Annotated in this window: 19 protein-coding genes; 2 read left to right on the top strand and 17 right to left on the bottom strand. The window is 63.2% G+C overall.

Annotation, left to right across the window (positions count from 1 at the left end):
* The 6 genes from VFA60_04475 to VFA60_04500 form a co-directional block, all read right to left on the bottom strand.
* Positions 1 to 341, bottom strand: a 341-nt coding sequence (locus VFA60_04475; protein HZQ91026.1) for a hypothetical protein, incomplete at its 3' end; no start/stop codon positions are given.
* A gap of 24 nt (positions 342 to 365) precedes the next feature.
* Positions 366 to 2,627: a CRISPR-associated helicase Cas3' gene (gene cas3 / locus VFA60_04480; protein ID HZQ91027.1), complete on the bottom strand. Its 2,262-nt coding sequence runs from the start codon at positions 2,625 to 2,627 to the stop codon at positions 366 to 368.
* Positions 2,628 to 2,643: 16 nt separating this feature from the next.
* Positions 2,644 to 3,492, bottom strand: a complete 849-nt coding sequence (cas6, locus tag VFA60_04485) for a CRISPR system precrRNA processing endoribonuclease RAMP protein Cas6 (protein ID HZQ91028.1) — start codon at positions 3,490 to 3,492, stop codon at positions 2,644 to 2,646.
* 1,015 nt (positions 3,493 to 4,507) lie between these two features.
* Positions 4,508 to 5,107 carry an NAD(P)H-dependent oxidoreductase gene (locus VFA60_04490; protein ID HZQ91029.1) on the bottom strand — a complete coding sequence of 200 codons (600 nt, stop codon included), beginning with the start codon at positions 5,105 to 5,107 and terminating at the stop codon, positions 4,508 to 4,510.
* Between the two features lie 92 nt (positions 5,108 to 5,199).
* Positions 5,200 to 5,904: a lipid-binding SYLF domain-containing protein gene (locus VFA60_04495; protein ID HZQ91030.1), complete on the bottom strand. Its 705-nt coding sequence runs from the start codon at positions 5,902 to 5,904 to the stop codon at positions 5,200 to 5,202.
* A 278-nt stretch (positions 5,905 to 6,182) separates the two neighbouring features.
* Entirely contained in the window at positions 6,183 to 6,836 is a 654-nt protein-coding gene (locus VFA60_04500; GenBank protein HZQ91031.1) for a response regulator transcription factor, read from the bottom strand.
* A 113-nt stretch (positions 6,837 to 6,949) separates the two neighbouring features.
* On the opposite strand from VFA60_04500, the gene VFA60_04505 reads away from it, so the two are divergent.
* Positions 6,950 to 7,375: a hypothetical protein gene (locus VFA60_04505; GenBank protein HZQ91032.1), complete on the top strand. Its 426-nt coding sequence runs from the start codon at positions 6,950 to 6,952 to the stop codon at positions 7,373 to 7,375.
* A gap of 7 nt (positions 7,376 to 7,382) precedes the next feature.
* Here the strand turns inward: VFA60_04505 and VFA60_04510 are convergent, their stop codons facing one another.
* Positions 7,383 to 7,994 carry a hypothetical protein gene (locus tag VFA60_04510; GenBank protein ID HZQ91033.1) on the bottom strand — a complete coding sequence of 204 codons (612 nt, stop codon included), beginning with the start codon at positions 7,992 to 7,994 and terminating at the stop codon, positions 7,383 to 7,385.
* A gap of 175 nt (positions 7,995 to 8,169) precedes the next feature.
* Complete coding sequence (locus VFA60_04515) at positions 8,170 to 8,886, bottom strand: hypothetical protein (protein ID HZQ91034.1); 717 nt, start codon at positions 8,884 to 8,886, stop codon at positions 8,170 to 8,172.
* Positions 8,887 to 9,200: 314 nt separating this feature from the next.
* Here VFA60_04515 and VFA60_04520 point away from each other — a divergent pair, with 314 nt between their 5' ends.
* A complete protein-coding gene (locus VFA60_04520) occupies positions 9,201 to 10,328 on the top strand; it encodes a SpoIIE family protein phosphatase (protein HZQ91035.1) in 1,128 nt (375 codons plus the stop codon).
* An 18-nt stretch (positions 10,329 to 10,346) separates the two neighbouring features.
* On the opposite strand, the gene argJ is transcribed toward VFA60_04520, so the two are convergent.
* From argJ to VFA60_04565, 9 genes are read right to left on the bottom strand one after another with little or no spacing between them, the layout of a single operon-like run.
* Positions 10,347 to 11,546 (bottom strand): bifunctional glutamate N-acetyltransferase/amino-acid acetyltransferase ArgJ, encoded by a 1,200-nt coding sequence (argJ, locus tag VFA60_04525; protein ID HZQ91036.1) that lies wholly within the window; start codon positions 11,544 to 11,546, stop codon positions 10,347 to 10,349.
* The gene (locus tag VFA60_04530; GenBank protein HZQ91037.1) at positions 11,543 to 12,052 is read right to left on the bottom strand and encodes an N-acetyltransferase; all 510 of its coding nucleotides are present in this window, start codon (positions 12,050 to 12,052) and stop codon (positions 11,543 to 11,545) included. Before VFA60_04530 ends, argJ begins: the two co-directional genes overlap by 4 nt.
* Positions 12,039 to 13,448 (bottom strand): argininosuccinate lyase, encoded by a 1,410-nt coding sequence (gene argH, locus VFA60_04535; GenBank protein ID HZQ91038.1) that lies wholly within the window; start codon positions 13,446 to 13,448, stop codon positions 12,039 to 12,041. The genes VFA60_04530 and argH overlap by 14 nt, the downstream gene beginning before the upstream one ends.
* Positions 13,429 to 14,670, bottom strand: a complete 1,242-nt coding sequence (locus tag VFA60_04540) for an argininosuccinate synthase (protein ID HZQ91039.1) — start codon at positions 14,668 to 14,670, stop codon at positions 13,429 to 13,431. Before VFA60_04540 ends, argH begins: the two co-directional genes overlap by 20 nt.
* Positions 14,663 to 15,709 carry an ornithine carbamoyltransferase gene (gene argF / locus VFA60_04545; protein ID HZQ91040.1) on the bottom strand — a complete coding sequence of 349 codons (1,047 nt, stop codon included), beginning with the start codon at positions 15,707 to 15,709 and terminating at the stop codon, positions 14,663 to 14,665. The genes VFA60_04540 and argF overlap by 8 nt, the downstream gene beginning before the upstream one ends.
* Before the next feature lie 10 nt (positions 15,710 to 15,719).
* Positions 15,720 to 16,982, bottom strand: a complete 1,263-nt coding sequence (locus tag VFA60_04550) for an aspartate aminotransferase family protein (protein HZQ91041.1) — start codon at positions 16,980 to 16,982, stop codon at positions 15,720 to 15,722.
* Positions 16,979 to 17,764: an acetylglutamate kinase gene (argB, locus tag VFA60_04555; GenBank protein ID HZQ91042.1), complete on the bottom strand. Its 786-nt coding sequence runs from the start codon at positions 17,762 to 17,764 to the stop codon at positions 16,979 to 16,981. The genes VFA60_04550 and argB overlap by 4 nt, the downstream gene beginning before the upstream one ends.
* Positions 17,761 to 18,861 (bottom strand): N-acetyl-gamma-glutamyl-phosphate reductase, encoded by a 1,101-nt coding sequence (gene argC / locus VFA60_04560; protein HZQ91043.1) that lies wholly within the window; start codon positions 18,859 to 18,861, stop codon positions 17,761 to 17,763. Before argC ends, argB begins: the two co-directional genes overlap by 4 nt.
* Positions 18,858 to 19,304, bottom strand: coding sequence for an ArgR family transcriptional regulator (locus tag VFA60_04565; GenBank protein ID HZQ91044.1), 447 nt, complete (start codon positions 19,302 to 19,304; stop codon positions 18,858 to 18,860). Before VFA60_04565 ends, argC begins: the two co-directional genes overlap by 4 nt.
* Positions 19,305 to 19,805: the final 501 nt, after the last annotated feature.

Here is a 19,805-nt window from a genome sequence, read left to right on the forward strand (position 1 = left end):
AAATCGACGCAAAGCCCGTCCCCTGCGCGGGTGACAACAGCGGCAACCTGCTCCTCCAATGTGCGCTTGACCCGGTCCCGTTGCGCGGACCAAGCCTTCTTGTACGTCAAGAACACTCTTTGCCAGTTGCTATCAGCAAACACCGCGCGCCACATATCCGAGCGTGTCAGCGCATCATGATTGAGCTCTGCGTTCAGGCTCACGGCAAAGACACCACCCTGGTCGGTAATTTGGGGTGAGGCTTTGCCGTTGGCGAGGACTTGGAGAAGTTGAGCCAGTCCATACGCTCTGGCCGCATCGAGGGTGTGCAAACCGCTTTTTACGACTAGGTACTCCACCAAGAAAGACCCTCCTCCATGACGCACTTAGCTGGATGACATCCAGTTTTCATAATTGAGAATGGCATTTTCGCCACCGCCTGTCGCGATCCGATCAGCCAGGCGGAGCCACCGGGAAAGCAGAACGTAAGACGCGTAACCATCAGGCAAGAGGAAGTTGAGAGCCACGCCGCAACTGCCGCCTCCTCGCCACTTGTTGAAATCACTAATGGTGAGATCAACTCTAGCGAACCGCCGCGCACAATCGGCGGTAACCTCGAACCACCCGTCTCTCATCTCGAATTGCGGAGTCATGTCTGCGCGCACGGTGTGGTGGTGCGCAATCGCGGCTAAGGCCGGTATCGCCAAAGTCTGCTGCCAGTCAGACCCAGCTATACGGCATAGGCAGGGCGTCGCCAGCGAAGCCGAAACAGTTGCATGAGGTGGGAGGTCCCTTACCGAGCCTCCCCGATGAGCTAAGAAGGTTCCCGGAGGCAGGACGCTTTCCAATCCTGCCTGGATCTTTCGTTGCCACTGCTCTGCCAGTTTGCCAAGGTCGTGGAAGATCAATACAAGATGAGTCAGGGACAGCAAGTCTTCATGAGTTTTTCCAAGTCGCCGGGACAGGGCCTCGAAAGCGATTCTCTCCCTTGGCAGGACGTGCTCGGCGAATGCTTTGACCACCTTTTCAATGTGGTCCTGCCACTTTTCAATTTGCAGTTCACCTTCCAGTCGACTCTTCTGCTGTATCAGCTCGTCGCGAGATTCGGCTGGGGAACCCCGGATGCCTAGTCGCAAGCCACGCTCGGCGTCATAGGAGCCATATTTCGGGTGAATGATGTAGTAGCCGTAAGGCGCGGCCCTGGAGTTCGAGTCTACATGCAGGAATTCGATCCGAGTTCGGTAATCATCCGCAGCCGTTCGATCAACAACCACTCGCCAGGCTTCGGGCTGCTGTTTGTGCACAAACTGCTGCAAGACTCCTGGATGGATACGACAACGCGGCAGCCTCAGAGCGCCAATTCCGAGGGTGTCAGGCGAACCGTGCAGAGCGACCTCAACCGTCAGACCTTCGCGCACCGCTTGTTCTGCCTTAGCTGAGTCGCCAGTGAAGGCCGCCGCAGCCAATGAGGCCAAGACCTTCCCTGCAGCCTCAGGCTCGGCCCATTGGTCGAACTGTGGTTCAAGGACTATGTCGACAAGATCTCTCTCGATTTCCCACGTCAATTCGTGCCCGTTTAGGTCTTTCTCTCGAAGCGCCTTCTCAGTTGCTTCAACGAGGAGCCGATCATACGGTCGCGTTGTTTCCAAGCCTGTAAAGACAACAACCTCGCCTTCACCTCCCCAGCGGGCGCAGCGGCCGGCTCGCTGCACTAGGGCGTCGATGGGAGCCAATTCCGTGACCAGGAAGTCGCAAGATATATCCAATCCTACCTCCACAACCTGCGTGGCGATGAGTAGGCACCGGCCTTCCGCCGTCTTGCCAAATCGGGCTTCGATCTGCTTTTCCTTGGTCCTTCGGTCGTCATCGTAGAAGCGCGAGTGCGCCAAAATCACTGGACATCCGATTTTGCCCAGGAGTTGCTCATACAGGTTCTGCGCACGTTGCACGGTGTTGACGACAACAAGCGTCCGCTCCACGTTTCGTGTCAGCTGCAGAATCGTCTCGATGCTCAGCTTCTCTGACGAGACCCTGAGTACGACGCGGCGTTGTCTTCGGTTCTTGCCTTCCAGTCGTGTGCCCTCGACGATGGTTGCGCCGAATCTTTCCGACAAACGACGGATGAAATTCGTCGGCAGAGTAGCCGACATGATCACAAATGGGATGCCCATCTGGTGGGCTCGTTCAGCAAGGACGAGCAACGATTGCAGGCCGAGGTGAGGCTCGAAAGTGTGGACTTCATCAAATACCAGAAAGCTGCCGGCGACGGCCCCTGCCGGAATATTGCCTTGTCGCACACTCAGACTTAGAGGAGCGCACGCATAAGAAGTGACCACTTGGTCAAGCGTCGCGAATATGGCGTCCGCGTAAAACAAGACGCTCTCCGGCCGCTGGCCGTGCATGGCTGCCACCCTCATCCTGCCATTCGCATAAGTTCGCATCCGGCTCTCAAGTTGGTTTACAAGAGCACGCATGGGAAGCGTATGAATGAGCCGATGAGGAAGCGTCTTCCCCCGCAGAGAGAGAAACGGTAGCCATACCGCCTCCGACTTTCCTGAGCCTGTCGGCGCCCGCAAGATGACCGATTTGCCACTCGCGAGCGCCCCAGCGCATTCAGACTGATGCCGAGCCAGATTGAAGTCGGTCATCGGCGCGAAGAAGGTGTCACACGCAACCACGAGACACCTCGCGTTCTAGCTGCATCCAGCCGTTTCCCCATGCCGTGTGCTTGCCCACATGCACCAGCTCACCGAGCGTGAGCCAGGGCAAAAACTCATTCAAGTTACCTTCGTAAGTAACGTCACCGATAAAGCCAGACAATTCGTGGCGTTGTTTCGTTTTTGACGACGTGCGGAAACGCTCAACCCAATCGGTGCGGGCCGAAACGGTTCGAATCTTTTCCGCGCGCTCGCCAAGGCCCCGGAAATCCGCTTCGATTGGCCCCTCACCAAAAAACGTGCTCAAGGCATTGATCCTGTCCCGCAGGCGCTTGAAAACGTGGTGGAACTCCGGCTGTCGGATGATTTCGCCATCGGCCTTCAGGAACGTTGGTGTCGAAAATCGGATGCTGACCTGCTGCACTGAATCGTTATCTCGGGATGTCGAGCGGTTCCGTATCCGCCTCCCTATCCATTCGCCCGTCTCGGACGTCGCCGCATTTCGGAAAACCTGGTCCTCGGCCGTGTAGATAACCATAGCCTCGTAGTTCGAAGCGTCTGCTGCTTCGCTGGTCAGGTCCACCTGCTCGACCCTTTCAAGACTGCACTTGGCGCGATTGAGCCCCAACCCCTCAGCCGCTAGCTCTCGAAACGACAGCACGAAGTATGGCAGGAAATCGAGCGCGCGACCGATAAGCACCAGCTCGAATTCGAACCGCTGACCTGTTTCGAATCGCGTCTGTTGCGTCTTTGGGGCCCGGAACACGAACGGCCGCGGGACGTCCTGATTCTTGGAAAGAGCCTCTGCTTCCGGCGGAGGGGAAGGCTCGAAGATTGCCTTGTACGGGCACGACATTCCCACTGGGCAGGTCCGAGCATCTCTGCATTGCGGGATGCAACAAAGGCGCCGGAATGCATGTCCGAAGCCGCCTCGAAGCATGTTTCCCTTATTGATCGCCGGGACTAGGAGCGGCTCCCTGGGCGCAATCAGAAATCGAAAGCGTCCAATACGTATCGCGCATTCGGTGAGATCTTGCGGCATGTACTTACCCTCAACCGAATTAAGAGCCCTTCAATGTTCGTTCCCGGACTCGATCAAATCGGCTTCGCGGAGCGGTTCGAGCACACCGTCCTCCAGTTTACTGCCGATTCTACGAGCAATCTGATCTTTTCCGCATCTGCTGGCTGGACGGCATTAGGGGCTGCAACCGTCGCTCCGATTAGCGCGGCAGCTTCTCCTGGCGACAGAACGGCTTCGTCGGGCGTGCCGTCAGCTAGTCGAACCCCACACTCGAAGACCGATCCAATAGCCCGAGCAGCCTCCAAACTGACGGGCTCTGAGAAGTGTCCCGGAAGCGAGACTCGCTGGCCAATAGGAAACTGCTTCTCGACTTGGCTTGAGCTGGCCATAGAAAAGCGTTGAAAAGGGAAGCTCACAAATATCACATCTTGCACCTGTTTGCGAGGCGTTCCTAGCAACCAAGGAGAGAAAAAGACCATGCCTTGCAGTGAGCCCGGCAGTGACTTGCATGCTCCGAGACACGCTCCTCCCCTCGCTCTCCGCCTCCGCGAAGCGTGACATCATACTCAGATGTCGGCGGATCTACGGGATCAGGTCACGATCTCGCCGACCGACTGTTGGAGGAACCCAGCAGGCTGAGGATCGCGGCAAAGTCGACAATGATCTCGAATACGGATTCCATGTTACGTGTATTTTATACATGGCATATGCGTGTCACGACATAGTCTTGAACGAGTACACTTCAGTAAGCACATACATGGAGGTCGTCCCTTTTCCTAGCATCGAAGGAAAATTTCGCGAAGTGGAGGATGAAGCGCGAGGGCGACAAAGTGACCTGAATTTCGACCGACTATTCAGGCTGATCTACAATCGCGTTTTGCGCCTTGGCGAAGAGCGCGCTAATGGCCTCGAAGTGTTGGTTCATGAAGGTTGCCCGGTCTGACTCCCCACTGTGTAGTTTTTTGGATCCGTCGGCAATTACAAGACGTAACTCGCTCATGCCAAGAAATCCAAACAGCGTGCGAAGCCATGGCACTAAGTAGTTTTTGCAGGAGTCTGGCGAACTGGCAGCGTAAACCCCGGCCGCGATGATGAAAGTACCGCGCTTTCCGGCGAGCGGCCTTTCCGCAATTGTTGACGGAGTAACGATGTGATTCAGCCACCGCTTGAATCGGGAGGGCGGGCCAAAATTGTGCATGGGCATTCCAATGACGTATTCGTCTGCCTCCGTCAGCTCCGTGATGGATTCACCCGAGAGCCTGAGGATCTCCTTCTGTTGGCACGTGCGCAAAGGTTTCGGCGTGTAGTTGGCCGCCACCCATGGCGCATCGATGGCAGGAATGTCGATCGCGGCGAGATCGCGTGTTACGACCTCGCCGCCGCGGTCTTCGGAAAGCCATCTCTCGACAAATTCCTGGTCAGGCGGCGTGAGATCGCCGTTGCGCCATATGGGCTTGAATCAATTCGAAGCAATTTCACGCCCAGCGAGAAGCTAAGTTTTGGCTGAGGAACTGAGCAGCGAGAAACCGAGAACTCGCAAGCCTACTTCCCTTCCGCCTTGTGCGCCGCGTACTTGCTGAGCGCTCCCAGATATGGCTGCGCGGCAGCGGGAACCGGGGTGGCGCCGGTAAGCAGGCTGCGATACGGGACCATGTGTCCGTAGAAGGTGCGAGTGCTGCTCTTGTCCTGCTTGATAACCGCACCGTTTAGCGCCAGGCCGGCAAACGCGCCGCGCGCGCGCGAGTAAGTGAGCACCTGCGCGCGCATGGTGAGGTCGGTCATGCCTTCGGCATGACGTCCCACTGGGCCCGCAGCCACCGAGGCGTCCACGCCGAGCTTGAACTTGCTCGTCAGCAGTCTCTTCATGCCGTCGTCGTTCATGATGATCATGACCAGGTCCACGGCCTGTCCGCCGATCTGCAATCCAAAGCTGCCGCCTTCCACCACGAAGAAAGCGGGCGCGCTCCAGCCCTTGTCGCTGCGGCAGCTGGCGACGCCGCGTCCGTACTGCGCTCCAAAGCCCAGGCCGCCCTTCAGCAGCGAGGGCACAACGGCCACGCACTTGGCCGACGACAGGATCTCTTCGGGAATGCCCTTGTCGGGAGCGGCCATTACCTCGTTCAGAACGTTGCCGGCGCTCTCGACGCGCTCAACGATCTTGGCCTTGTCTTCGTCTTCATCGGCGAGGCAGTTGAGCGTGAACAGGACGGTTACGGCAAGGAGAAATCCAGCAGCAAACTTCCGCATAGCGATACGGCCTCTCGGGGTGGAGTCTCTGAATGATAGTAAACCCGAAGCCGGGGTTGTGGGTTGGTGAGGCGGGCACCCGGTGAAATACGAGCCGGGCGTTCGGTGAAATAACGGAGGACTGGAGCGCGCCTGCGGGCAAATGCCAGGGCCACTCCAGCCCTCAGTCTCCCAGGTCTGTGGCAGGTGGCGCGAGTATGCGCCGCGTGGCAGTCGCGGAAAAGATTACAGCCGGACACGGCAGGGAGCTTTCAGGCCATGTCCGGCTGGCTGCTTCGTTATTTGTTGGTGACGAGGGAATGGGTAATGGCGTGAACCGACAGCGCGATGCGGTTCTGCACGCCGACCTTGCGCATCAGCTTGGCGACGTGCGCCTTGACGGTGCGCTCCTCAATGCCCAGCGCGCTGCCGATTTCCTTGTTCGAGCGGCCGGCAACGAGCAGTTCCAGGACTTCCTTCTCGCGGTCGGTGAAGGTAAGGCGGCCGGCCGGGAAGATGCGTCCGGACTGCGCCACGCGATCCACGAACATGGCGAGAACGCGGCGCGGGGCCCACACCCAGCCCTGGAAGACGACCTTCAGGGCCTGGGCAAACTCGCCCGGATCGGCGCCTTCATCGATGTATCCTTTGGCGCCGGCGGCAAGGGCCTTGAGAATGGTCTCGTCGTCTGCACCGGAACCGGTGACCAGGATGCGCAGGTCAGGGCGGGCGGCCTTCAGACCGGCGATCATGTCGAACAGGTTCTGACCGTTTCGGCTGCCGAGGAGGGCGACGTCGAGGTTCTCGCGCGAGCGGACCTCGTGCGCTTCCAGGGCAGTCAATTCAAATTCCGGTTCTTTATCGAACAGGCTGCGAAAGCCCACAAGGCGCAAAGGATCGTTTTCGACCAGCGCCACCACGATTCGGGGAGTTTTAGCGGGTGCCGGCTTCATAACTTTGTCGAAACTGGGCGTAGCATATCCTGCAAGCGGGCGATGGCGAAAGTGGCAAGAGGCCCTGTCCTTTGGTAAGACAATGAGTCTAACGGGAACACCTGAGCGATAGCATGCGAATCCTTCGGCAGGCACTGGTTTTGGGGCTGCTAGCGGCCATGGCGTCGGCACAAATGGAATACAAACCCAAGTTCCCGGGCGACCCGGCGCACTCGGACCCCGAGGCCGCAGCCCTCGGTTACATGCGCACGGTGGTGAACGCCCAGCGCATTTACTACAAGCGCCACAAGCAGTACGCCACATCGCTGGCCGCGCTGGTGAACCAGGGCTCATTCACCAAGCGGATGGTGAATCCCAACCGCGGCGACTATACGGTGCACTTCGGCGGCAAGGCCGACAGCTTCTGGCTGGCGCTGACACCGAAGGCATTCGATCCGCAGCACCGGGCGTTCTTCATCAACGACACGGGCCAGTTCCGCTTCGAGACCGACAAGCCGGCTACGGCGCAGTCGCCTCCGTTGAAAGCGGACCAGGAATAGCGAAAAGCTAACGGCTGGCCGTCTGGTTCGCCTCGCGCGGAGCGGGCGTTGCGGCGCGGCCATCGCCGTATCCCACCTGATAGCCGCGAGCGTAGGCGTCGCAGTAATCGGCGCCGTGGTTCGGACTTTGCCTGGAGGCGCGGCAGATGGCGCCGACAAAGTTGAAGTCGGTGATGGGCTGGGCGTCGCTGCGCCCGAAGCTGCGGCCGGCGAAGTAGCCATCGGCGAAGGCGCGATCGAAGTTGTGGTCGTGGGGAGCGGAAATCAGCCCGGTCGCGGCCGAGCGCAGCGGACCGATGGCACGGAAGGCGCGTCCGGCGACCCCATCGTCGTAACCGGCGCGGGCGCCCTCACGGAATCCTGCCATATAGAGTGCGCGATCACCGAAATCAGTGCGGTAGGAAGAGCGCAGCTTGCGTTCGGTTGAGCGCAGCACCGGAAGCAGATAAGTGTGGCCGGTGTGGATGTCCTGGTCGGCGGAGTGGAATCCTTGTTCGTAGCCGTGCAGATAACCGTGGGCGAAGGCGGAGCGGGCGAAGAGCGCCGCGGACGAGTCTTTCGTGTGAAAGGCGCAATCGTCGTCTGCCGCCGCGACGGCGGTAAAGACGAGCAGCGCCACAAACAGCAGAAGTGCCGGCCGTCTCGTAACCGTGTCCTCTACTTAGGATGAGATGGGGGCAGGGCCGTCGGATGATGGCCGGCCATTCTGTGGCGGGTCGCCAAGTTGCGCCAGAGCCGCTGTCACTGGGAGTGGCGGTCGGCCAGTCCTGATCGCAAATCACTCGGTCGCAAAGTCACTTCGTAGTGGCAACACTGACTGCCTTGCCCTTCCGATAGACGACAAGCAGCGGGTGCCCGCCGTTTGGGTAATGGACCTTCTTGTCGGTGGCGCCGCCGCCTGGCTGAGGAACACCCATGCCGGCTGCGAATGAAGCCTGGATTTCGTTCATCCCTTCGCGGATCTCGTGTTTTGCGACCGCATCCCACACGCTCGCGGGCCAGTGCTTGTAGAGCTCGCGCGGGTCTTGAATGAAGAAGATCTCGTCGAAGAAGATCTGGTAATCGCCGCGCTGCTCGACGCCAACGGGAACCCCGAAGCGGCGCCCGCCTTTGCTGAAAACCAGCAGGACGTCGTGCTGGTTGGGTGCGCCCGGAGTGGGCGCGGTGATCACGTCCTGAATATCGAGCCGCTCGATGGGGCCGAGCATTCCCGCCTCATGCGCCCAATCGACGCCTTTTCCGCGCAGTGGATAGTAGGTGTAGCGGTAGCCCTCGCGCGCCCACGCCGGCTTGCCTTTGACCTCGCGCTGCAGGGAGTTCAGGTCGAAGGCGCGCACGCGCCGAGGCACAACGTAAGCGTCGGGATCGAGCGCACCCGGTTCGGACGCCCGGGCCGGCTGTAACGGCGTGGGCGACTGCCGCTGGTTGTAGACGAACACCAGGCGAGCGGCTGCGGCCACCAGCAACACGGCAAGGACAATCTGGATGGACCTTCTGGTCGAGGCTTTCATGTCGCCGAAGCGCGAGCGGTTCTTACGGCATTGAATCTAAGGTGTCTTTCACTCCTCGTCTAGGCAATTTGATGCATTTGCGCGAAATGTCACCCGCCGCATACTCCACGAACCTTAACTCCAAATCCAAGTGAGGCCGCCGGGCTCTTCTGCATACAAAATCCTGGGGGAAACGGTGCAGAGGGGAAGGGGCGGAGTCAGTTGGTACGCGGCTCTCCGGTAGCTAATCGGCTGCCGGAGAGCCGCGCCTTTTGGAGGCCTTGTCCCGCCACGGCCCGCCGCAAGGCATGCGTTATCATTCACCTCCAGCCTTCATGACGCATGACGACGCTGTAGCCCTGCTCGATCGCGTGCAAGACGCCACCCGCCGCCACGACGTTTCGCACCTGATGGAGTTCTACGCCGATGATGCCCTGGCGGTCACGCCAATGCTGGGCGAGATGCGCGGGCGCGATGCCATCCGAGCAAGCTGGCTCAGGTTGTTCGAAATGTTTCCCGATATCGCACTGACCGTTTCGGAGATGATCGTGGAAGGCGGACGGATTGCGGTGATTGGACAGATCACGGCCACCGACAAGGGCGGCGGCTGGTTCGGCCTGGCACCGACCGGCGGCGTAATCAACTATCGGATTGTGCTGCGGCTCGACGTCGTTGACGGCAAGATTGTCCGTGATGAGCGCATTTACGACAGCGCCGGCGTTGTGGAGCGGCTGCAAAAGGCGCATCTGGACAAGGAATTGCGGACGGCTGCCGAGGTGCAACGCGCGCTGGCCGCGCGCGGCTCGGCGTCGGGCACGTTCTTCGAGTTTGCCGGGGACTCACTGCCTTGCCGAACGGTTGGCGGCGACTTTTTCGACTTCCTTGAACTGCCCTCCGGCAGCGTCGGCATTGCGATCGGCGATGTCGCCGGGAAGGGTCCGGCAGCCGCTCTGCTCGCTGCCCTGATCCAGGGGATGCTGGCGGTTGAGGCGGAAGGCGGCGGCTGCCCGGCGTCAGTGCTGGAGCGAATCAACCAGCGCCTCTCCGCGAGACGGCTCGACCCGCGCTTTGCCACACTGGTTTACGGCGTGCTTTCGCCTGATGGCGGCTTCGTCTATTCGAACGCCGGACACAACCCGCCCGCGCTGATTACGCCGGACGGCATTCAAAGGCTCACTATCGGCGGACCAATTCTGGGAAGTTTTCGCGAGGCGACTTTCGAGCAGGAGACGCTTCGGCTCGGTGCGGGCGAGACGTTGCTGATGTTTACCGATGGCGTCACCGAAGCGTCAGACCCGGATAACCAGGAGTTTGGTGAAGTGCGCCTCCTGGAGGTTGCCAGATCCGCCCTGACTTCCGACAGCAAGACGCTTTTGCGGCAGATCCTCGCAGAGCTTCAGGAGTTTTGCCGTGGCGCGGAGCAAGCTGACGACATCACCCTCGCCATCTCCAGGTTCATCTGAGAGCGCAGAGGCGGCGCGCTAGCTGCGGTAGTCGGCGTTGATGCGCACGTACTCGGCGGTGAGGTCGGTCGTGAGCAGCGATGTGGAAGCGCGGCCGCGGCCGAGCGAAACGGTGATCTCGTAATCAGGCTGCGATAGGCAGGCGTGCGCGGCGGCCTCGTCGAAGTTCAGGCCCACGCCCTTCCGGCACACCGGAATCTTCCCAAACCAGATGTCCACGCGCGCGGGATCGAAGGCGATGCCGCTGCGTCCTGCGGCAGCGAGGATGCGTCCCCAATTTGGGTCAGCGCCGGCGAGCGCGGTCTTGACGAGCGCGGAGGTGGCGATGGTTTGCGCGATCCGGCGCGCCTCGGACCCGCTGCGGGCCTTGGTGACGCGCAGGCGCACAACGTGCTGCACGCCTTCGCCGTCGGTGACGATCTGCTCGGCCAGCGACTGGCAGACATCATCGAGCGCGCGTTGAAAGTCGCGCTTCGCCGAGTGGCTGAGCTTGCCGGCGGCGCCGGAAGCGAGCAACAGGGCGGTGTCGTTGGTGGAAGTGTCGCCGTCCACGCTGATGCTGTTCAGCGATGTGGCGCACGCCGCACGCAGGGCGCGGCGCAGCCCTGGCGCGGCCACCGCGGCGTCGGTGAACAAATAGACGAGCATGGTCGCCATGTTGGGATGGATCATGCCGGCGCCCTTGGCGACGCCTGTGATGGTGACGGGGTTGTTTTCCTTGCCGACGCGAGCGCAGGCGATCTTGGCACGCGTGTCGGTGGTCATGATGGCGCGGGCGAAACCGGCGAGGGCGGTGGGGGAATCTTGCAGGGCGGCGGTAATCGCCGGCAGCGCGGCGATCACGCGGTCGGCAGGAAAGGCCATGCCGATGACGCCGGTGGACGAGGGAAAAATCTGGCGCGCCGGGACGCGCAGCGCACCGGCGAGTGCGGCGCACACCTCGCGACAGCCGCGCATTCCGGCGAGTCCGTTGGCGCAATTGGCATTGCCGGAATTCACGATGAGCGCGCGCACGCGTCCGCCGCGCAGGTGCTCCCTGCCGACGATGACGGGCGCCGCGGCCACGCGGTTGGTGGTGAACAGCGCGGCAGCGGTCGCTCCGGCGGGAATTTCGGCAAGCGCCAGGTCGGGCTGGCCGTTTTTCTTGATGCCGGCGGCGAGCGAGGCGAAGCGGAAGCCGCGCGGGACCAGGATGTCCGAGTCGGGCGCGCGTCTCATTTGCCGATTTGCACCAGGGAGTAGCCCGGACGGCGCAGCGCGCTCTCCGCCTGCGCTTCACCGTGCACCATGGCGACTTCGTCGCAGTTGTGCAGGCGCGGGCAGGCGAGGCAGTCCTTGAAGATCTTGTCGGGCAGCTCTTCGCGGCTGGCCACGGTGAAGCCAAGCTGCGAGAAAAACTCCGGAATGCGGGTGAAAAGGCACACCCGGCTCACCCGGTGGCGCTCGGCCTCAAGGAGAAGCTCGCGCACCACGCGGTGACCGGCGCCGCGCCCCTGGGCGGCGGGCGACACGGCGATGCTGCGGACTTCGGCCAAGTGCGGGCCGTAGAGGTGCAGCGCGCCGCAGCCGATGATCTTCTTCTTGTCCTCGACGACGACAAAGTCGCGGATGTTCTCGCAGACTTCACTGTAGGCGCGCGGCAAAAGCGTGCCGTCGCCCGAATAGGCGTGGACGAGCTGGTAGATGGCCTGCGCGTCGGGCAGCGTGGCTTTACGCGTGCGCACCGGCCTCCTCCTTGAGCGCCGCGAGCTGCTCGGCCAGGCGCGCTTCGGCGGCGGCGAGCGCCTGCGCGACGCGAGCGGGCGCGGTACCGCCGGCCACATCGTGCTCGGCGATGACGCGATCGAGCGCCACCGCCGAAGCGAAGTCGGCGCCGAACTCGGGGCTGAGCGCGCGGAGATCGACCAGCGGCAGCTTTTCGATTTCGACGTTCTTCTCGAGCGCGAGGCGCACCGCTTTGCCCACGATCTCATGGGCGCGCCGGAACGGGACGCCGCGGCGCGCCAGATAATTCGCGGCCGCCGTCGCGTTCAGGTATCCGGTGGACGCCGCCTGGCGCATACGCGCCGTGTCGAAGCCGACCGTGCGCACGAAGCCGGTCGCGATCTGGAGCGAGCCGAGGATCGAATCGGTGGCGGCGAAGAGCGGCTCCTGCGCTTCCTGGAGGTCGCGATTGTAAGCGAGCGGCAGGCCTTTGACGATGAACGCGACGGTTTGCGCGGCGGCCTGCACGCGGCCTGTCTTGCCGCGCAGCAGCTCCATCGGATCGGGATTTTTTTTCTGCGGCATGGCGCTGGAGCCGGTGGAGAAGGCGTCGGCCAGGCGCACGAAACCGAACTCGACGGTGGAATAGAGCACGAAGTCTTCGGCCATGCGGCTCAGGTGCAGAGCGGCGAGCGCGAGCGCGTTCAGGTACTCGACGGCGAAGTCGCGATCGCTGGTCGCGTCGAGGCTGTTGGCGGTGATGCCGGAGAAGCCGAGGTCGCGCGCCATCGCGTCGCGGTCGAGCGCGATGGCGCATCCGGCCACGGCCCCGGAGCCGAGCGGCAGCGTGTCCGCGCGGCGCGAGGCGTCGCCCAGGCGCTCGGCGTCGCGGGCGAACATCTCGACGTAGGCGAGCAGCCAGTGGGCCGCTAGGACCGGCTCGGCGCGCTGCAGGTGCGTGTAAGCGGGCATGGACGCGGCGCCCAGTTCGCGGGCCCGGGCGACCAGCGCCGACTGAAGTTCGGCAAGCGCGAGACGCGTCTTCTGGATGGCATCGCGCACGAACAGGCGCAGGTCGGTCGCGATCTGCTCGTTGCGGCTGCGGCCGGTGTGCAGTTTCAGGCCCGCGTCGCCGATCAGCGCGACCAGTTGCTGCTCGACGAAGTGGTGGACATCTTCGGCGTCGCTGCGGTCGAAGATTGAGCTGTCACGCGCGCAGCGCGCCTCCAGCTCATCGAGTCCGCCGACGATCTGTTTCAGCTCGGCGGCGGAAAGAACGCCGGCTGCCGCCAACGCGCGCGCGTGGGCGCGGGTGGCGGCGCACTCGAAGGGCAGGAGGCGGCGGTCGTAGGCGAACGAGCGCTGCCACTGTTCGAATTGTGTGTCGAGCGGCTGGCTAACGCGCCCGGACCACATCTTCGACAATGCGGTTCTCCTTTTCCTTCTGCCTCTTCAGCGCGGCCAGCGAGCGGGCCGGCAGTCCGAGGATCCGGATGAAGCCTCCAGCGTCCTTCTGGTCGTAGCTGTCGCCCATGGTGAACGACGCGATGTCGAGCCGGTAAAGCGAATGCGGCGACGTGCGCGACGCCACCAGCACGTTGCCCTTGTAGAGCTTCAGCTTCACGGCGCCGCTCACGTGCGACTGCGTCTGCGCGACGAACGCGTCGAGCGCTTCACGCAGCGGCGTGAACCATAGGCCGAAGTACACCAGCTCGGCGTACTTGAGCGCGACCTGCTGCTTGAAGTGCATCAGGTCGCGGTCCTGGCAAAGCGCTTCCAGTTCGCGATGCGCGGTGAGCAGCAGCGTGCCGCCGGGCGTCTCGTAACAGCCGCGGCTCTTGATACCGACGAAACGGTTTTCGACCAGATCCACGCGGCCGATGGCATTGCGTCCCCCGATCTGGTTGAGCGTTTCCACCAGCGCGACGGGATCGAGGGCGGCGCCGTTCACCGCGACCGGACTTCCCTGCTCGAACTCGATCTCAACTTCTTCGGCCTGGTCGGGCGCTTCCTGGGGCGATACCGTCATCTGCCAGGTGGAGTCGAGCGGCGCATTGGCCGGATCTTCCAGCTCACCGCCTTCGTGGCTGAGGTGCCACAGATTTTTGTCGCGGCTGTGAATCTTCTCGCGCGTGGCGGTGATGGGGACCTTTTTCCGCGCGGCATAGTCAATGGCGTCTTCGCGCGACACGATGTTCCACTCGCGCCACGGCGCGATGACCTTCAGCTCCGGCGCGAGCGCCTGGTAGGCGTGCTCGAAGCGCACCTGGTCGTTGCCCTTGCCGGTGCATCCGTGGGCGACGGCCGTGGCGCCTTCGCGCAGCGCGACTTCTACCTGCGCTTTCGCCAGCACCGGACGCGCCAGCGAAGTGCCGAGCAGATACTTGTCCTCGTACACGGCGCCGGCTTTCAGCGCGGCGTAGCAGTACTCGCGGATGAACTCCTCGCGCAGATCGACGATGACGGCCTTCTTCGCGCCGGTGCGCACGGCCTTGTCGGCCACGGCCTGCATGTCGTCGCCCTGGCCCACGTCGCCAACGAAGGCGATGACTTCGCAGTCGTAGTTCTCCAGCAGCCAGGGGATGATGATGGAGGTGTCGAGACCTCCCGAGTACGCAAGCACAATTTTTTCAGGCATGAGCATTTCTCCATCCCCGGGCCGGGGTCTTCGATTTTTTGCGGGCGACGAAACGGCCAACGCCGTCGCTGAACAGCATGAGCAGAACGGCTTTCTGCGCGTGCAGACGGTTTTCCGCCTGGTCGAAAACGACCGAAACCGGGGATTCCAACACGGACCCGGTCACTTCATCGCCGCGATGCGCCGGCAGGCAATGCATGAACAGCGCGCCGGACTTGGCGCACGACATGAGGCCGTCGTTCACCTGGAAGGCAGCGAATATCTTGCGGCGCGCTTCGCCTTCCTCTTCCTGGCCCATACTGGCCCACACGTCGGTGTATACGGCATCGGCAGCGGCGACAGCGGCTTCGGGATCGCTCAGCACCTCGATGTTCGCGCCGGTGTCGCGCGCGATGGCGCACGCCCGCTTCACGATGTCCGCGTTCGGCCCGTAGCCGGCGGGCGTGGCGATTGCAATGGACGCGCCCACGCACGCTGCGGCGAGGACAAGCGAGTGTGCGACGTTGTTTCCGTCGCCGACGTAGGTGAGCTTGACTTTGCGCAGGTCGCCGAACTTTTCCTGCAAAGTGAGGAAGTCGGCGAGCGCCTGGCAGGGGTGCTCCATGTCGCTGAGCGCGTTGATCACGGGGATGGAGGCGAACTCGGCCATGTCGGTGACCGTGGCGTGTTCGTAGGTGCGCAGCACGACGCCATCGATCCATCGCTCCAGGTTGCGTGCGATGTCGCGCACCGGCTCGCGCTCGGACATGCGCTCGCCGCGGTGGTCGATGAAGAACGACGTACCGCCCATCTCCGCGATGCCGACTTCGAACGTGAGCCGGGTGCGCAGCGACGGTTTTTCGAACATCAGGACCAGCTGCTTGCCGGCCAGCGCGGTGCGAAATTCCGACGGCCGAGCTTTTATGAGCGAAGCCAATTCCAAAGCCAACTGAACGCCCGCCGGCCCCAGGTCGGCAATGGAAACCACGTCGGTGACCGGCAGCATTGCCGGCGCTTGGTTGCGGGCCGCAGGAGCCTGGTGCACAGCTCGTGTGCTCATTCGCTTCTCGTCAGTTCTTACCGCGGGCCCGTTTGCTTTTTTGTGACGCGCTCTTTTGCTGCTGCAACTCCCACTCGTTCAGCACGGCGTCGAGCGTCCGCACCATTTCGTCGACGTGTTTCTTCTCGACGACGAACGGCGGGAGCAGGCGGACGACGACATCGTGCGTCCGGTTGACGATGAGTCCGCTCTCCAGGGCGCGGCGCACGATGAACTTGGCGCACTCGATGTCGGCAATCTGCAATCCGCACATCAGTCCCATGCCGCGGACTTCGCGGATGACCGTGTGTCCCTGCTGCAATTCGATGAGGCGGGCGAGCAGGTATCCGCCCATGTCGCGCACGTGCGCCAGCAGGTGTTCGCGCTCCAGCGTGTCGAGGAACGCGCAGGCGACGGCGCAGGCCAGCGGCCCGCCGCCGAAAGTGGTGCCGTGCAGGCCGGGATGGATGGCGCTCGCGACTTCGTTGGTCGTCAGGATCGCGCCAAGCGGCAAACCGGCGGCCAGCGGCTTGGCGATCGTGACGACGTCGGGCTTGATGCCGAAGTGTTCGTAGGCGAAGTAACGGCCGGTGCGTCCCAGCCCGCACTGGATCTCGTCGGCGATGAGCAGCGCGCCCGACCTGCGGGTGAGCGCGCGCGCGCGCCGCAGGAACTCGCGCCCGAGTGGGTTCACGCCGCCCTCCCCCTGCACAGGCTCAAGCAGGATGGCGCAGACGCTGGAGTCGAACTGCCGCTCCAGGTCCTTGACGTCGTTGAAGCGGACAAAGCGGACGCCGGGCACGAGCGGCCCGAAGGGCTCGCGATATTTCTTCGTCCACGTGGCCGAAAGCGCGGCAAAGGTGCGGCCGTGGAACGAATTTTCGACCGCGAGGAGGCGCCACCGCGGGCGGTGTCCGTTGTTGGAGCGGCGCCGCGCGTAGGCGCGCGCCAGCTTGATGGCGCCTTCCACGGCCTCGGTGCCGCTGTTGGTGAAAAACACGCGCTCAAGGTCGGAGAAGCGCGTGAGCTTGGCCGCGAGCGCGGCCTGATAGTCGTGGAAGAACAGGTTCGAAACGTGAATCAGCTTGTCCGCCTGGTCATGGAGCGCCTTGCGGACCGCCGGATGTCCGTAGCCGAGCGCGTTCACGCCGATCCCGCTCAGGAAGTCGAGATAGCGGCGGCCGTGGTCGTCGTACAGGTACATGCCTTCGCCACGCTTCAGCAGCACCTTGTGCCGTTCATAGGTCGGCAACAGCAGGCCGGCTTCGGCCCGCTCGACGGATGTGAGGCTCACTGGACCATGACCTCCGTTCCCGCATCGATGCGCGAGTAGTAGAAGTCAGGCAGGACCTCAACTTGATCGGCAGGAAGAATGCGTACGCGGCCAACGCCGCGCGAAAGCGCCTGGCGGCAGGCTTCCAGCTTGGGCAGCATGCCGCCGTTGACCACCGCGGAACTGACCAGCTCGGGAATATCGCGGACAACCAGCCAGCGCATGACGCCGCCATCGGCGCCGCGCACGCCGGGCACGTCGGTGAGGAAAATGAGCGCGTTCGCCTTGCAGGCGATGGCGCAGGCGGCGGCCATCTGGTCGGCGTTGACGTTGTAATACTGACCGTCGGTGCCGAGCGCGACGCTCGACAGCACCGGCACGCCGCCCGCCTGCCAGATGGCCTCGAGCCAGCGCGAGTCGGTGGCGGCAATTTCGCCAACGAAGCCGAGGTCTACACCGCCCTCCTTCTTCTTGCGCGCGCGAAAGGAGACGCCGTCGCCGCCGGAGAGCCCGACAGCGGCCACGCCGGCCGCGGCCAGCGCGGCGACGACCGTCTTGTTCACCTGGCCGGCGAGGACCATAACGGCAACGTCGCGGGTTTCGGCGTCGGTGACGCGCAGCCCGTTCACGAACTCGCTCGTCTTGCCAAGCTGCTTCAGCGTGCGCGTAAGCGCCGCGCCGCCGCCGTGCACGAGCGCGACCTGGTGGCCTTCCTTCACCAGACCGGCGACCGAGCGCATGCAGCGGGCCAGCAGCTCGGGCTGCTCGATGGCCGATCCGCCAACTTTCACGACGACCCTCACTGGAGTCCCTCCCGCTCGTCGAACCCGAACATCAGGTTCATGTTCTGCACGGCTTGTCCTGCAGCACCTTTCAGCAGGTTGTCGAGGCAGGAGACGACGACCAGGCGGCGCCCGTCGGGCGCGAGCGTGAATCCGACATCGCAGAAATTGGTGTGCGCCGAGTGCTGAATTTGCGGCAGCCTGCCCGGCGCGAAGACGCGCACGAACGGCGACGCGGCGTAAAAGTCGCGGAATGCAGCGTGAATCTCGGCCACTGTGGCGGGCTTCGCCAGGCGCACGTAAATCGTGGACAGAATCCCGCGCGGGATGGGCAGCAGGTGCGGCGTAAACGTCAGCTCGCTGCTTTCCAGGCCGAGCTGCTCCAGCATCTCGCCCGTATGGCGATGCGCGAAAACGTTGTAGGCGCTGAGATTGTCGGCGACCTCGACGAAGTGCGTCTTCTGCGTGGGCGCCTTGCCTGCGCCGCTCACGCCGCTCTTGGAATCGGCGATCACGCCGTGCTCGCGATCAATCCATCCGCCGCGCGCCAGCGGCACAAGCCCGAGAATCACAGAAGTGGAATAGCAGCCGGGATTGGCGACGATCTGCGCGTCGGCGATGGCGGCGGCATGCATCTCCGGCAGGCCGTAGACGGCGTGCTGCATGAGCCGCTCGGCAGCGACCGCGTCGGCGTCTTCAAACTTGTAGATGGCGCGGTTCTCGGCCCGGCGCAGGCGCCACGCGCCGCTCAAGTCAATTACGCGCAGGCCGCGGCGCTCGGCCTCGGGCATCCATGCGCGCGAAATCTCGTGGGGCGTGGAGAGAAACAGCACGTCCACGCCGCGGGCGGCCAGCGCCTCCCACGAGAACGGCTCCAGCGGATACGAGCCGTTGCCCGAGCCGTGCGAATTGGCGATCTGCGGATAGGCGTCATCCAGGTTCCCCGCCTCGGCGCCTTCGCGCGAGAGCAGCAGGGGCTTCTTCATCCGTGGGTGGCGCAGCAGCAGACGCGTCAGCTCGAAGCCGGCGTAGCCGGTGGCGCCCACAACGGCGCTTTGCAGCAGCGCGGTTCCGCGCTGCGCCGCCGAACGCGGCGCCATCTTGACGGTTGTGCTCACGGCGCAATCACCCCGCGAATGCGCGCCGCAACCTTGCCGCAGTTGCGGCTGTTGGTCGCGATGATAAGGATGGTGTCGTCGCCGCCGATCGTGCCCAGGACCTCGGGCCAGGATTCACTGTCAAGCGCGGCCGCCACGGGCTGCGCGCTGCCGGGCGCGGTTTTCAGCACGAGCAGGTTTCCCGCCGGGCGCAGATCTACCACGAATTCGCGCAGCAGGCGCTCGAGCGACGGCAGCACGCGCGTGAGCGGCGCCTCTTCGGCAGCCGGCGCGTAGCCTTCCTGCGTCTTCACCAGACCGAGTTCGTTGACGTCCCGGGAGAGCGTGGCCTGCGTCACGCGCAGGCCGGCCTTGTGCAGTTCGCGGCGCAGCGCGTCCTGGCTGGAGACGGGGGTCTCCGCGACGATCTCAAGGATCCTCTGCTGCCTGAGAGCTTTCGACATCTACGCTGACGTCACCTGCACAATGAATAATTATTCACTACAAGGTATATTTATGCTTTCGCGAATGTCAAGGAAAATCTGCCGGCCGCAGCCAAAAAGCCAATGCACAACTTCCGCTGCGATGCGCCGGGCGCCACCTCATGAGTCGCGGCCCCCCAGCGCGGCGAGCAGACTCGGCACTACCCGCGACCGGCGCCGGCTTCCCCGACGAGGTCGTGGTCCGCTGCGCGGCGCTGCCGACACCGGCGATGGGCCGGGCCAATGCGTGCGGAAGGCGGGCGCACATCGAACGAATACGAGAATGGTGGTGGCGGGCGGCTTTGATCCATAATGAAGCGTCAGGCCGGACGCCTTCCGGCAGGTGATGTCACGCGGCTTGTGTAAATAGCTTGAGGGTGCGGGTTTTCCATTCCAGGGTAAATCTCTGGAAAATGGAGTAGATGATTCGGTCCACGCTTTTGACGTTCACAAAGCACACCATCGGTCGGGTTCGTCGGCGCA

The organism is Terriglobales bacterium, assembly GCA_035651995.1.
Lineage (GTDB): Bacteria > Acidobacteriota > Terriglobia > Terriglobales > Acidobacteriaceae > DASRER01.